General features: G+C 60.3%; 11 protein-coding genes. All 11 read right to left on the bottom strand.

The window, feature by feature from the left end:
• Nucleotides 1-80: 80 nt before the first annotated feature.
• A complete protein-coding gene (locus tag RWZ58_RS05205) occupies nt 81-1,304 on the bottom strand; it encodes a GNAT family N-acetyltransferase (protein ID WP_314657895.1) in 1,224 nt (407 codons plus the stop codon).
• Between the two features lie 191 nt (nt 1,305-1,495).
• The gene (ispG, locus tag RWZ58_RS05210) at nt 1,496-2,638 is read right to left on the bottom strand and encodes a flavodoxin-dependent (E)-4-hydroxy-3-methylbut-2-enyl-diphosphate synthase (protein ID WP_044142245.1); all 1,143 of its coding nucleotides are present in this window, start codon (nt 2,636-2,638) and stop codon (nt 1,496-1,498) included.
• Nucleotides 2,639-2,777: 139 nt separating this feature from the next.
• Nucleotides 2,778-4,133, bottom strand: a complete 1,356-nt coding sequence (locus RWZ58_RS05215; RefSeq protein WP_314657896.1) for a site-2 protease family protein — start codon at nt 4,131-4,133, stop codon at nt 2,778-2,780.
• 228 nt (nt 4,134-4,361) lie between these two features.
• On the bottom strand, nt 4,362-6,410 hold the full coding sequence (locus tag RWZ58_RS05220) for an ATP-binding cassette domain-containing protein (RefSeq protein ID WP_314657897.1): 2,049 nt from the start codon (nt 6,408-6,410) through the stop codon (nt 4,362-4,364).
• Between the two features lie 9 nt (nt 6,411-6,419).
• Nucleotides 6,420-7,610, bottom strand: a complete 1,191-nt coding sequence (locus tag RWZ58_RS05225; RefSeq protein WP_314657898.1) for a secretion protein HlyD — start codon at nt 7,608-7,610, stop codon at nt 6,420-6,422.
• A gap of 198 nt (nt 7,611-7,808) precedes the next feature.
• A complete protein-coding gene (locus tag RWZ58_RS05230; protein WP_314657899.1) occupies nt 7,809-8,663 on the bottom strand; it encodes a chromosome partitioning protein ParA in 855 nt (284 codons plus the stop codon).
• A gap of 261 nt (nt 8,664-8,924) precedes the next feature.
• Nucleotides 8,925-10,250, bottom strand: coding sequence for a 1-deoxy-D-xylulose-5-phosphate reductoisomerase (gene dxr / locus RWZ58_RS05235; RefSeq protein WP_314100224.1), 1,326 nt, complete (start codon nt 10,248-10,250; stop codon nt 8,925-8,927).
• Between the two features lie 140 nt (nt 10,251-10,390).
• A complete protein-coding gene (locus RWZ58_RS05240) occupies nt 10,391-10,978 on the bottom strand; it encodes a cell division protein DivIVA (protein ID WP_070847199.1) in 588 nt (195 codons plus the stop codon).
• Between the two features lie 232 nt (nt 10,979-11,210).
• Complete coding sequence (locus RWZ58_RS05245; protein ID WP_314657900.1) at nt 11,211-12,119, bottom strand: phosphatidate cytidylyltransferase; 909 nt, start codon at nt 12,117-12,119, stop codon at nt 11,211-11,213.
• A 7-nt stretch (nt 12,120-12,126) separates the two neighbouring features.
• The gene (frr, locus tag RWZ58_RS05250) at nt 12,127-12,684 is read right to left on the bottom strand and encodes a ribosome recycling factor (protein ID WP_005507069.1); all 558 of its coding nucleotides are present in this window, start codon (nt 12,682-12,684) and stop codon (nt 12,127-12,129) included.
• Nucleotides 12,685-12,978: 294 nt separating this feature from the next.
• On the bottom strand, nt 12,979-13,722 hold the full coding sequence (gene pyrH / locus RWZ58_RS05255) for a UMP kinase (RefSeq protein ID WP_005507067.1): 744 nt from the start codon (nt 13,720-13,722) through the stop codon (nt 12,979-12,981).
• Between the last annotated feature and the right edge of the window lie 140 nt (nt 13,723-13,862).

Consider the following 13,862-nt stretch of genomic DNA (forward strand, 5'->3'; position numbering starts at 1 on the left):
GGGTGCCCGAGGCTCACCGGGTGAGCCGCGAAAAAGGCACAGTCGTCTTTAATTTTATAGCGTTTTAGGGTTCGGCGTGTTTAGCGCTCAAAAATGATGGTCGAGAACTGCCCAATCTGCTCCCAACCGGTCCCCCGGTACATGGCAAGAGCACGGGCGTTGTAGTCGTTCACGTACAGGCTCAAATGCGGGTAGCGGCGCTGCAGAACCTGCGCGGCGGCGGCAAAGAACGGCTTAGCCAGACCGCAGCCGCGGTAGTCCGGATGTAGCCATACGCCCTGCACCTGTGCGGCGTCCAGGTTCACGATGCCCGCATCCGCCTTGAAGATAACCCGCCCGTTTACATCGGTGACAATGGCGCTACGCTGACCGGCAATGAGCGTGCGCAGGCGCGCCGCATAGCCGTCACCGTAGCGAGCAACCGGGTCGAAGCCGACCTCCTCGGTGAACATGGCGGCCGCGGCGGGCAGAAGCTCCCCCAGGTCCGCGGAGGTGGCGAGGCGCGCATACCCGGCAGCCTCACCGCTGAGTTGGACAGCACCGGCGGGACTCTCCCCCGGCTTGAGGGGCTCGGGTTTGAGAGGCGCGGGCAGGTGAGCCGGTAGCTCAGGAAGCTCCGCCTCGTAGAAGCGGGCGAGGTCCTTCTCCGGCGGCAGATACAGCAGTGGCTGATTGGGACGCTCCGACAGAACCCGCGCACGGTGATCGCAACCGTCACCCAGGCTCGGCTGCAACATCTGCAACAGCGGGCTCTTACCGCCGCGAGTCTGCTCACACAGCTCCTGCATGCGCGTCCACAGGGGCATCACGAAGGCGCTCTCACCGAACATGGAATCCAGACGAGAACCCACCTGTAGCAGCAACTGAGCCAGCGCGTCACGATGCGCGAGCGCCGTAGCATCCAGGGTGGTGGCATCAGAGGTTTCTACACGTTCGGCAACATCATGTTCGACCGCAGCACCGCACAACCGCACCGGCACCACATTCGAACCCAACAGCAGCACACAGCACAACTGCCCGTCACGCTCACAACCCACAAAACCCTGATAGTAATGCAACGGAATACGCGGGGACCTCACCGGAAGAGGGCACGCCAAATAATGCTCAATGGAGTACAGATTCGGGACCGGGTCACTGAACAGGACCTCCTCCAGCTCATCGCACCACCGAGCATCCAGAGCAAAAACGTGTTCCTTCACGCGATCAGGCATAGGGGAAGAATCCATCGACGAAACAGCAGCAGACGAAACAGCAGCACGCCGGGCACGATTAGCCTTACGGCGGCGAGAAAAAAGAGTGAACATGACCTGTTGAGTGATAGAGAATGAGCGACAAAAATTAAGTGAAAATACGGGGACACACCCCCGAAAAAGTAGCCGAATCAGGCGGCCACAACCGGCAGCGGCAAGCACCAAGCCTGCCACCACCATAACCGGACATAACCGGAAAAGCGCGGAGGCGCCCTCACCAGGGCGCCTCCGCGCACAAAAGCTAACTAGCTCACCGAAACAGCCGGGGACCCCTCGGGAACATACTCGCCCGAAGCCTCCATCTCAGCAGCAATACGGGTCGCCTCTTCAATCAGAGTCTCAACAATCTGATCCTCAGGCACAGTCTTAATGACCTCACCCTTCACGAAAATCTGGCCCTTACCGTTACCGGACGCCACACCCAGGTCAGCCTCACGAGCCTCACCCGGGCCGTTCACCACGCAACCCATCACGGCAACACGCAGCGGAACCTTCATGTGCTCCAGGCCCTTAGTCACGTTCTCAGCAAGCTCCCACACGTTCACCTGCGCACGACCACACGACGGGCAAGAAACAATATCCAGCTTACGGGGGCGAAGGTTCAGCGACTCCAGGATCTTGGTGCCCACCTTCACCTCCTCAACCGGAGGAGCAGACAGCGACACGCGAATAGTATCGCCAATACCCTGAGACAGCAGAGTACCGAACGCCACAGAGCTCTTAATAGTGCCCTGGAACGCCGGACCAGCCTCAGTCACACCCAAGTGCAGGGGCCAGTCACCGCGCTCAGCCAGCTGACGGTACGCCTCCACCATCACCACAGGGTCATTATGCTTCACAGAAATCTTGAAATCACGGAAACCATGCTCCTCAAAGAGCGAAGCCTCCCACACAGCAGACTCAACCAGAGCCTCCGGAGTAGCCTTACCGTACTTCTCCAACAGACGCTTATCCAGCGAACCAGCATTCACACCAATACGCAGAGAAACGCCGTGGTCCGAAGCCATCTGAGCGATTTCCTTCACCTGGTCATCGAACTTACGGATATTACCCGGGTTCACGCGCACAGCACCGCAACCAGCCTGAATAGCCGCATACACGTACTTCGGCTGGAAGTGAATATCAGCAATCACCGGAATACGGGACTGCTTCGCAATAATGGGCAGAGCCTCCGCATCCTTATCAGTCGGGCACGCCACACGCACAATATCGCAACCGGCAGCGGTCAACTCAGCAATCTGCTGCAGAGTCGCACCAATGTCGTGGGTCTTAGTGGTCGTCATCGACTGCACCGAAATCGGAGATTCAGAACCAACACCGACAGAACCCACCTTAAACTGGCGAGTCTTACGACGCGGGGACAGAACCGCGGGAGCGGGCTTCGGCATACCAAGGCTGACCGACAAGGTTTTCCTCCATACATGGGTTATGAAGGACGTACGACGCATCCTTCGTTCAACTTTTTATTGTGCCACTGACGCGAAAGAAAGCACTAATACGGGTACCCTTACCGCGCGTGACAACACACTAAAACAGGGTGATGGGCTTAACAATATCCGCCACAATTAGGATGACAGACATCACAATGAATGCGCCCGCAACCACATACGTCAACGGCAGCAACTTCACCGGATCAAACGGACCCGGATCCTTACGCCCAGTCAGACGTGCAAAGAAGCGACGCACACCCTCCCAGAGAGCACCCAACACGTGGCCACCATCCAGCGGCAACAGCGGAATCAGGTTGAACGCAAAAAGCATCAGATTCATATTCGCCACCAGCGAGACCAACATCGCAGCCTTCGCCTTCACATCAATACGGTCAGTAGCCGTCACCTCACCGGCAATACGGCTCACACCCACCACAGACACCGGCGACTCAGCACTACGCTCGCCACCGGTCACCAGGGTCACCGTCAACTCCCACACACGCTGCGGCAACGAAAGCATCGACGAACCCACACGCGAAAGCGTATCGCCCACCATCGCGGGCACCTCAGTAATAGAACCGGGTACCAACTCACTCGACGGGGAAATGCCCACAAAACCGCCGCGAGTCGTCGCAATCGAACCGTCCGCGGCACGCGCATACTGGCCCTTACCATCAGAAACCGGGCGGATCATCTCAACCGGAGTCACCGACAAATCCAGACGCTGACCATTACGCTCCACCGTCAAAGTGCTCGGATGAGAACCCGCCGCACGAATCGCCGAAGACACAGCCTCCCACGAACCAGTCTGGGTACCGTTCACCGCCACCACGCGGTCACCCACCTGCACGCCCGCTGCCTTCGCGGGCGACGGGGTGGACTTATCCGTACACTCGCCATAGCTAATCGAATCATGGGTCACGCTCACACTTGGCACGCACTCAGACACCGCTGACACCTTATTCGTCACCTGCGCCGTACCAAAACCACAAATCAGCACAGCAGTACACACCACACCAATCAGCAGGTTCATGGTTGGGCCGCCCAACATAATCACCATGCGCTTGAGCACCGGCAACTTATAGAACAGGCGGTCCTCGTCGCCGGGCTGCAGACGCTCAGCATCCGCTGCGCGCGCCTCCTCAGCCAGGGACGCAAACGGGCTGGTACTGCCCGAATGACCCTCCTCATGGTGCTCCTTCACCTCAGCAGGGCTCGGCGGGTACATGCCAATCATCGAAATGTAGCCGCCCAACGGGATCGCCTTGAAACCGTACTCAGTCTCGCCGCGGCGGAAAGAGAACACGGTCTTACCGAAGCCAATCATGTACTGCGGGACGCGCACATTGAACAGCTTCGCGGGCACCAGATGCCCCACCTCGTGCAGGGCAATCGAGACGGCAATAGCGATTGCCATGAGGATAATACCCACAACGTACAGCAGGATTTCCACGCTTTTTCTCGTTTCGGTTAGGGGATACGAAGCTTCTAGGATACTCGCTTAGCCTGTGAAGGCGCCCTCCCTCGCTTTCTGGAGGGGCTGGCTTGGGTGGGATTTGTCTGGGATATGACTTGAGGGGCGGTGTTCGTCCTCGTTCCTACAGGGAACCCGCCCTCGCTTCGCTTCGGGCACCCTGATGTCACTACGGACAACACCGCCCCTCCGCGCCTTCCTCAACGACTAACCTGCCGCCAGGGTCTGCGCCGGGTCAATACGCGATGCCTTCGCCGCCGGATACAGACCAGCCAACACACCAACCAGCGCGCCAGCGCCCAGGCCCAGCAGGATAGTGTCAGCACTAATAATCGGCGTCCAACGGTTCATCAAAGACACAATCGAAATGCCGTTAACCGCCAGCACAATACCAGCCACAGCACCCAGGATGCCGGTCAGTAGCGCCTCCGCCGAGAACTGCAGCAGAATACCCGAAGGGCGCATGCCAATAGCCAGACGCAAACCAACCTCACGGCGACGCTCCATCACCGCGACCAGGAACGTATTCATAATGCCCATCGCACCAATCACGAGGGTAATAACGCTCATGGCAAGAAGCATGGTGCGCTGCTGCTGGTCTACGGCTTCACGCAGGGTCTTCGGTTCCGGCGGAACACTCACGCTATACAGGGTGGGACGTTCCGGCGAGAGAGCGTACGGCGCTTCCTCCGCGATCTGGTTTGCGGCACCGGCAACAGTACTCACCACAATCTGAGTGGAACGCTTACCGGTCTGCGCTGCCGCGCCACCACCACCGGCGGCGGGCTGTGCTTCTTCAGCATCGGCACCAGGCTTCGCACCCAGTGGCAGGTAGACCGAACCGTACGACAGAGTCAGCGAGGGATTCTCCCGCACCACGCCGATAACGGTGTACGGCTCATCGTGAATATAAACCGTGACCCCGGGGCTATATGGCAGCGCGAGCTGGCGCATCACGCTTTCGCTGAGCACCACAACCTTATCGTTACGCTCCACGTGTCCCTCATCGAAGGTACGACCCCACACCAGCTCGTGACCCTGCACGCTAAAGATGCTGGGCGTTGCCGCCAGAACGGACGCCGTCACGTTAGCACCGCGCTCACCGAAGTTGTCTGGACCGCGCTGAATATCTGCGGATTCATACAGCTGATCCACTAGCGCGGTACCGGTCACTCCGTTCAGCTGGCTAACACGCCGGTAGTTCTCGCTTGCCGCTAGGTTCAAGAGTTCAGTACGGCTCATGGATTCGGTTCGGGTCGAGCTTATCGTCAGGTGCTTAGCCCTAAAAATGTCGAAGCTGTCAGCCAGCTGCCCAGAAATGGTGGCGGTCAGACCAACGGTCAGCACAAGCGAAGCGATACCCAGAACCACACCAAGCATGGTGAAGATATTGCGCCTTACCCGGTGAACGGTAGCGTCCCAGGCTTCTTTGAGGGACGCGAGCGCCCAAGGTGCACGACCACTGCCCTGTGGCTTAGATGCTTGTTCCTCAGCAAAGCCAGGCTGATGCAGAGACGCACGAACAGTCGTTTCTTCGTGTCGCGGTGCCTTCTGCTCGATGAGCTGCCCCTCGTGCATACGTAGCACCCGGTCGCAGTGCTCCGCCACGAGCGGGTCGTGGGTAATCACAATCGTGCTTTGCTGGTCACCCGTACATTCACGGAGCAGGTCAATCACTTCACGGGTGAGCTCTTCATCCAGCGAGCCGGTCGGCTCATCACAGAGCAGCAACGCCGGTTCCCCGATGAGCGCACGCGCAATAGCCACACGCTGCTTCTCGCCACCGGAGAGAGTGGTGATGGGCGCATCCGTCCGGTGGCTCAACCCCAGCAGGGCGAGAGTATCCGCAACACGTTGCGCTCGCTCCGCTTTGGGCACGCCACGGTAGATGAGCGGTAGCTCAACGTTGCGGTACACGTTCTTATGCTCGATGAGGTGGAACGCCTGGAAGACGAAACCGATGTTGTCTAGGCGCGCTTCAGCTCGCTGTGCCGCGGTGAAGGTTGCGGTGTCTGTACCGTCCAGCAGGTAGTTGCCGGAGGCGGGCGTGCTGAGCAGACCGAGGATATTCAGCAGGGTTGATTTGCCGCTGCCGGACGGTCCCAGGATTGCGACGACTTCTCCGTAGCGGACTTTCAGGTCAATATTTTTGAGCACGTCAATTCGAGTGTCACCCTGCATAAAGTGCTGGGACACTCCCTGAATATCGACGCTATAGGCTGGTGGGTGCGCGTGAGCGGCGCGGGAGTCAGTCATGTCTACTCCCTACTTTTTCTCGCGCATGATTTTGACGCTGTCGCCTTCGTGCAGGTCACCGGTGACGGCGTTCTTGCCGTTGGCGTTGCTGATGACGGTAACGGTTACCTCGCGTTCTTCACGTGCCTTCGATCCGTTGGAGCTTTCGGGGCCGAGCACGATGACTCGGGTCTGTCCATCACGGGTGTAGAGCGCCGATGAGGGTACGACCAGGTGCGCTTCGGGGGTTTCTTCGAGGGTGAGTTCCGCGTTGACGGCGCCTCGGAGGCTGTCCGCCTTATCTCCTACGTCGAGGGTGAGGATGCGTTCGCCTTCGGTGCCTCCTGCCGCACCGGCTGCGCCGTTGAGGTTGGAGCCAGCCGCGCCTTCTGCACCATTAGCCTGGCGACCGGCCTGGCTGTTACCTGCGGCACCTGCGGCTTCAGAAGTGTTCTTGTAGCCGAGGGTTGCGACGTACTCAGTATCACCAAGAGAGGGCACGGTTACCTTCTGGCCGCTACGAGCTTCGGGGGTGAGCCTGCCGGTGGTTCCGGTGCAGCTGAGGGTCTTGCTACCTTCTGCGATGGTGGCTACGGGGCCGTCCGCAATGGCGCCGGTTGCTCGGGGGTTGCCGGTGACGAGTCCAGCACGGTTGATGATGAGGAAGTAGCGGGCGGGAATGGGCTGGTCAGTCTTCACGTGCGCGTAGCCGAGGCTGTCAAGGAGGTTGTTGAGAGCCTCGTAGGTGTCTTCGGTGATGCGCGCGGGCTGCGGGCCCTGGCGCCCCATGGCGGTTAGTGCCTCGTTGAGGAGTGCGGCGTCGGGGCCGCTGTCGTCGAGTTTGAGGTCGCGGTAGAGTGCGAAACCGCCGGTGAGGGTGATGAGCGGTTCACCGTTGACTTCTGCGATGAGGGTGCCGTTGCCGACGGTATCACCGTGTTTGATGGTGATTGCGGTGTACTGCCCTTCGCCGCTGTAGCGCAGCGGGGTTGAGGTGGCGTAGTTCGCGGTGCAGGTCAGGGGCACGGTGGTGCGCAGTTTCTCGCGGGTGACCGTGGCGGTGATGGTGGAGGGGTCCGGGGGTGCTGCTTCCGCGTCTTTTTGGGCGGTGGTTTTGATGTTTTGGGCGCTGATGAGCGTGCCAACGGTGATGATGAGGAGCAGGGCGATAATACCGTAGAGCCAGTGGGTTTTCTTCTGGCGGGTGGGGGTGGCACTCATGGTGTCCCTTCTTTGGGTGCGCGTGTGGAAACGCTATTGTCTGTGCCGTTTGGGCTTAGGTGGCGGCGATGCCGTATGGAGTTAGTTTGTGCCCGGCACGGGGATACGTGCCGGGCACAATATGCTGTGGCGAGGTGCAGCTGTTACAGCGACTTTGTACGCCTGCTCTGGTTAGTCCGGTCTGATTAGTTTGCAGGATTAGCTCAGAATCTTCCGGGCGTTCTCTTCAGCAGTTTTCTTGGCGGTGGTCACCTGTTCGATGAGACCCTGTTCCTTTTCGAGGAAGGAACTCAGGTAAGCGATAGCCATCTTTCGCTGTTCTGCATCTAGCCCGGTTGCTTCGCGGCAGGTCGCATCGTTGATCGCCAGCTCGTGGGTGTCTTGGTTGTTCTGGCGGTACTGTTCGCGAGCCATATCCGGAGACGTGTAGTCGCCTCCGAAGCGTTCTTTCATGCACTGTGCCCACTTCTCGGTGGCAGGCTCAAGATCTTTGAAGATTGCGTCGTTGTTAAGGTAGTGAACCGCAGTGACGTTGACCTTTTTTATGATCGCACGGGATTCTTCTGAACCGAAGACTGCGCGGGTGGCTTCTTGCTGGCAACCGCCCTTTCCTTCAGTGCCGTGAAGAGCCTGCATTTCGGCGTCGCTCATAGTGCGGCTCTGCTCTTCCAGCTCAGCAGTTACCAAAGACCAGCGCTCTTTGTATCCACGAGTGCGGGCATCCGCGACGGTGAGAGGTTCGAAACCAGCGGTCTGTAGCAGCGGGGGTTCAGTTTCTCCGGCAGGAACCTTGTAGTTCGGGAATCCTCGTTCAGCCATGCACTGGCTCAGGGAGCGCTGGTAGGCACGGGCAACGTTGTCAGAAAGTGAGGCGAGGTTCTCTACTTTTTCGATAGCTTGACTATCGGGGCTCTTGGAGGCGCTATACGCCTTCTCAGTGTTAGCGGATGCCGAGGAGTCGGCGCTGGGCTGCCCGGACGCGCAGGAGCTAAGTAGCAGGGTTAGCGGGAGTAGAGCCCCGGCAAGGGTTCGTAGGGTGTTCGGTCGACGCATAGGGGCACTTCCTCGTGAAATATATGCTGCATCTTTGTTCACTCGTTCGAGGGGTCTTTGTTGTTTGCCCTAGAGAGAACATATTTTGAACACTAGCCTACTATGGGCCGGGGGGGGGAGGCAAGGGGGCGCGGAGGGGCGGTGTCGTCCGAAAGTGACATCAGGGTGCCCGAAGCGAAGCGAGGGCGGGTGCCCCTGTAGGAACGAGGACGAACACCTCCCCTCCAAGTCCATTCCAGGAGCATACCCCTCAGAACCGATTTAGCGTCCGGTCATACCCAGCAGCTCATTCGCACGAACGCGAGCCCAACGCTCCGCGTTCAGCACCGCCTCCAGCGTCAGGTCAGCGTCGGAGACAGCCTCGGCACTGCCGGTGTGCTCCTCCAGCACGCGCGCCACCGAATCGACAATGTCGGTAAAGCGAATCGCGCCCGCGTGGAATGCTGCCACGGCTTCCTCATTGGCGGCGTTGAACACTGCCGGGTGGGTGCCACCGACCTTACCGGCGTCCTTAATCATGCGCACGGCGGGGAATGCTTCCTCGTCCAGCGGCTCGAAAGTCCAGGATGCCGCTTTCGACCAGTCACAAGCGGGCACCGCGCCGGGGATGCGGTGCGGCCAGGTCAGACCCAGCGCGATGGGCAGAACCATGCTCGGCGGCGACGCCTGCGCGATAGTGGAGCCGTCTACGAACTGCACCATGGAGTGCACGACGGACTGCGGGTGAACCGCCACGTCGATACGGTCCAGGTCCACGCCGAACAGGTGGTGCGCCTCGAGCACTTCGAGCGCCTTATTGACCATGGTTGCGGAGTTGGTGGTGACGACCAGGCCCATGTCCCAGGTGGGGTGTGCGAGCGCCTGCGCGGGGGTCACGTCGTGCAGCTGTTCGCGTTTGTAGCCGCGGAACGGGCCGCCCGATGCGGTCAGAATCAGCCGGTCGATTTCGGCGTCGGTTCCGGAGGCGAGCGCCTGCGCGAGGGCGGAGTGTTCGGAGTCCACCGGCACCATGGGGGTGTCCAGGGGCGATGCGTCCACGGCGGCGCGTACGAGCGGGCCGCCTGCGATGAGGGATTCCTTGTTGGCGAGTGCCACGCGGTAGCCGCTGTTGAGGGCGGTGAGGGTCGGTTCCAGGCCGATGGAGCCGGTGATACCGTTCAGGACGGTGTCTGCCGGGTGCGCTGCCGCCTGTACGGAGGCTTCGGCGCCGTGGGCGATCTGCGGGGTGTAGCCGGTGGCTCCTGCTTCGGAGGCTGCCGCTTCGATGAGTTCGCGCAGGCGCTGTGCGTCTTCTGCGGTGCCGCTGGTGGCGACCAGTTCGGCGCGCACGTGCACTGCCTGGCGTGCGAGCAGTTCGAGGGATCGGGAGCCCGCCGAGAGGGCGACGACCTTCAGCGGTGCGTCGGCGGCGGAGGCGCTGGTGCCCTTGAGCGCGGCGAGGTGGTCGATGACTTCCATGGCTTGGGTGCCGATGGAGCCGGTTGAGCCGAGGAGGGTGACGCGCTGCGGTGCGCGGGTGAGTTCTGTGAGGGCGTCGGTGAGGCGGTCGCGGCTGCCGCCGACGCGTGCTGAGGATCCAAACTTCATGGTTCTAGTGTCTCATGAGCTCGCGGGTGCGTCCGGGTACTGGCGCCGCCCCCATCGTAGAGGCGCCTCAGCAGAGAAGACCTCAGCACAGAAAAATCCCCCACCCTGTCATCCGGGGCGGGGGATTCTACACATACGTTTTAGAGCAGATCCTGCAGCAGCTCAATGCAGCGGTCCAGGAATGCGTCCACCTGGGATTCCTCGTAGCTGACGGTGCCTGAGGCGGGGCGGAACTTTGCGTGGCGCACCACGGAGGGGTCCAGCGGCTCTTCGCTGTTGAGCTGGGCGTACACGCGGTCGCAGATGGCGTCCACATCACCGACGAAGTAGCCCATGTGGCGGCGCTTGCTGGGGCGGCGGAAACGCTCACCGGCGGGGCGCTCCAGGCGGCCAGCGAGCAGCTCGCCGGTCTCTACGAGGGAGCGTTCCCAGTTGTCCAGGCCGTACGCCTCAATGTAGCGGCTGCGTTCGAGCTTGGCGAAGCGTTCCTCAATCTTTTCGAGAGCGCGGTCGACCACGTCCAGCTGGTAGCCGCCGGGTTCTTCACGGAAGACGACCTGGCGGATTCGTCGGGAGGTGTAGAGGTCTTCGGGCAGTTCGGAGGCTCCGCTGAGCTTCTCGTAGTCCTCGGCGAGGCGGGTGAACAGGCGGTCTACTTCACTACGCTTGTAGCCGGGTTCGGTTTCTCCGGCACGGGCAAATCCGCCTCCGCGGGTGGTGCTTGCCAAAGTGGGCTCCTCTCGACGATTGAACTTTAAGAATACCAATGCGCAGGCTACCTGACGCAAGGTTGGCGGGCGGTGTCTTAGAGATAGTCCCTTGCTTTCCTGACTTCTACGCCCCTATTCAGCGGGTACAGCAAAGCCGGATACAGCAAACCGGGTACAGCAAAGGCGGAGCGCCCCTCCCCACCCGTGGGAAGAAACGCCCCGCCTCCGTAAGCAATAAAAGCTTGAAGCTTTAGAGCGGCATAATAAACCGGAAAATCAGGCAACCAGCCGCCGCAGCGAAAAGAATCGAGTCCAGGCGATCCATCATGCCGCCGTGACCGGGCAGGATATTCGACATGTCCTTCACACCCATACGGCGCTTGAACACGGACTCCACCAGGTCACCGGCAGTCGAAGCGACCACCATGACCGCAGCCAGCGGAATAGCCCAGTACCAGGGCGAACCCATGACCGCCAGGGCGATAGCACCAACAACCGCCGAGCCGACGAAGGAACCAGCCAGTCCCTCCCAGCTTTTCTTCGGGGAGATCTTCGGTGCCATCGGGTGCTTGCCCCAATTCACGCCGGCGATAAAGCCGAACGTATCATTGCAGATGGCCATCAGCAGAATCATGAGGACGCCGCGCTCGCCGTGGTCGGTCTGGAAGTAGACCATGGCGATGCCCAGCATCAGCGGCACCCACAGCAGGGCGAGGGCGCTGCCGCTCAAAGACTTACCCAGTGAGACCTGACGGTCAGCACGCACGAGAGCAGAAGAGAGCAGCAGCACCAGCAGGCTCACCGCCAAGGCAATGCCCAGACCGGTAAAACCGAACAGGTAAGACACCGCCACAATCGCGCCGGACAGGCCACCCAGCAGGTATTCCGGGATGCCGTAGCCGCGGCGGGTGTTGAGCACGTGCCCAATCTCCCAGGCGCCCAGGCCAGCCGCAGCAGCTGCAATCGCCACAAAAATCGGCTGGTAGATCAGACCGAGCACCAACAGCACGCCGAAACCAACGCCCACGCCAATGGCGGCGGGCAGGTTACGGCCTGCTTTGGCGCTGCGCGACTTCACGGGGGTTACCGCCGCCTGCGGGCTCTGCTGTGGAGCCGGCTGTGCGCCTCTCTCTTCTTTCGCTTCTTTGCGTGCACTCATTTGGGGTTTAGACCTCGAGCAGTTCAGCTTCCTTGTGCTTGTACAGTGCGTCGACCTGGTCGATGTGCTTCTTGGTCAGTGCGTCCAGTTCCTTCTCAGCGCGTGCGCCTTCGTCCTCACCGATTTCGCTGTCCTTGACGAGCTTGTCGATAGCGGTCTTAGCATGGCGGCGGACGTTACGGATGGAGACACGGGACTCTTCAGCCTTGTGATTGACGAGCTTGGTGTATTCCTTACGGCGCTCAGCGGTCATTTCGGGCATGACAACGCGGATAGCTGCACCGTCGTTGCTGGGGTTAACACCCAGGTCGGAGTCACGCAGAGCCTTCTCGATAGCTGCCAGTGCGGTCACGTCGAAGGGAACGATCTTGACGGTACGTGCGTCCTCAACGTTGAAGGACACCAGCTGCTGCAGCGGGGTCGGTGCACCGTAGTACTCTGCGGTCAGGCCACTGAAGATTGCGGGGTTCACACGACCGGTACGAACCTTAGCGAACTCAGTCTTGGTTGCTTCGATGGTCTTTTCCATCTTCTCGCCGGCTTCGGCAAGGATTTCTTCGATCACGAAAGGATCTCCTTTGTCGGAATTCTGGGGTGCCAGAATTGTCGGTGGGCGTTCGCTCAGCCCTCATGATTCCCCGTCGGTTCGCGGCGCATCCGAGGCAAAAACCTTAGGAATAACGCGAAGTCGGAGGGAAAGAGGCAGAACGTCGTATTTGATATAAGTCTAGACGGTACCGGCGGGCATAAGCGAGTTTTAGCGCTTACCCGCGCGGTACCGTCCAGAATAAGTCCGCGCTATCGAGCACGGTCACAATCAGAGGGGCATCAAACATGCCCCGGCCTAGAAAATTAGGCGTTAGCGAGTAACGAGGGTACCCATCTTCTCGCCCAGAATCGCGCGGGTCACGTTACCCTCACCCTGCATGCCGAACACGCGCATGGTCACGTTGTTGTCTCGGCACAGGGAGAACGCGGTCTGGTCCAGCACGCGGATGTTGCGCTGCATTGCCTCATCGTAGGTGAGGTTGTACAGGCGCTCAGCGTTGGGGTCCTTGTTCGGGTCAGCAGTGTAGATGCCGTCCACACCGTTCTTAGCGACCAGAACCTCGTCCGCGTGGATTTCCAGGGCGCGCTGAGCAGCCACAGTGTCGGTGGAGAAGTAGGGCAGACCCGCACCAGCACCGAAAATCACGACGCGGTCCTTCTGCATGTGGCGAATCGCGCGGCGAGGAATATAAGTCTCAGCAACCTGCGGCATGGTGATAGCCGACTGAACGCGGGTGTCAATACCCTCCTGCTCCAGGAAGTCCTGCAGAGCCAGGGAGTTCATCACGGTGCCGAGCATACCCATGTAATCTGCACGGGAACGATCCATACCCGCCTGAGAGAGTTCAGCGCCGCGGAAGAAGTTGCCACCACCAATCACGATGGAGGTCTCAACTTCGCCAACGGTTGCGGCGATCTGCTTAGCGATGCTGCGCACGACCTCGGTAGAAATACCGACTTCGCCGCCACCAAAAACCTCACCGGAAAGCTTGAGCAAAACGCGGCGGCGGCCGGTTTCGTCACGGTGCATCGGGCGGGGATTCGCTTCAGTCATGGTTCCTCCAGTGGCTTACCTAGGGATTGTTATAGGTGATCGGGGCGGACTCCTGCCGCCTAGTCCTTATCAAGGATACAGCAAAGCCGGGTAGCCACCAGTGGTGACTACCCGGCTTCAGGCTATAATCCCAACCTCAT

The sequence above is a fragment of the uncultured Rothia sp. genome (assembly GCF_963544205.1).
In the GTDB taxonomy this organism is placed as follows: Bacteria; Actinomycetota; Actinomycetes; order Actinomycetales; family Micrococcaceae; genus Rothia.

Coding starts and splice junctions, on each gene's coding strand:
- RWZ58_RS05205 (WP_314657895.1), bottom strand. CDS start 1,304: ATGTTCACTCTTTTTTCTCGCCGCCGTAAGGCTAATCGTGCCCGGCGT.
- ispG (WP_044142245.1), bottom strand. CDS start 2,638: ATGCCGAAGCCCGCTCCCGCGGTTCTGTCCCCGCGTCGTAAGACTCGC.
- RWZ58_RS05220 (WP_314657897.1), bottom strand. CDS start 6,410: ATGACTGACTCCCGCGCCGCTCACGCGCACCCACCAGCCTATAGCGTC.
- RWZ58_RS05225 (WP_314657898.1), bottom strand. CDS start 7,610: ATGAGTGCCACCCCCACCCGCCAGAAGAAAACCCACTGGCTCTACGGT.
- RWZ58_RS05230 (WP_314657899.1), bottom strand. CDS start 8,663: ATGCGTCGACCGAACACCCTACGAACCCTTGCCGGGGCTCTACTCCCG.
- dxr (WP_314100224.1), bottom strand. CDS start 10,250: ATGAAGTTTGGATCCTCAGCACGCGTCGGCGGCAGCCGCGACCGCCTC.
- RWZ58_RS05245 (WP_314657900.1), bottom strand. CDS start 12,119: ATGAGTGCACGCAAAGAAGCGAAAGAAGAGAGAGGCGCACAGCCGGCT.
- pyrH (WP_005507067.1), bottom strand. CDS start 13,722: ATGACTGAAGCGAATCCCCGCCCGATGCACCGTGACGAAACCGGCCGC.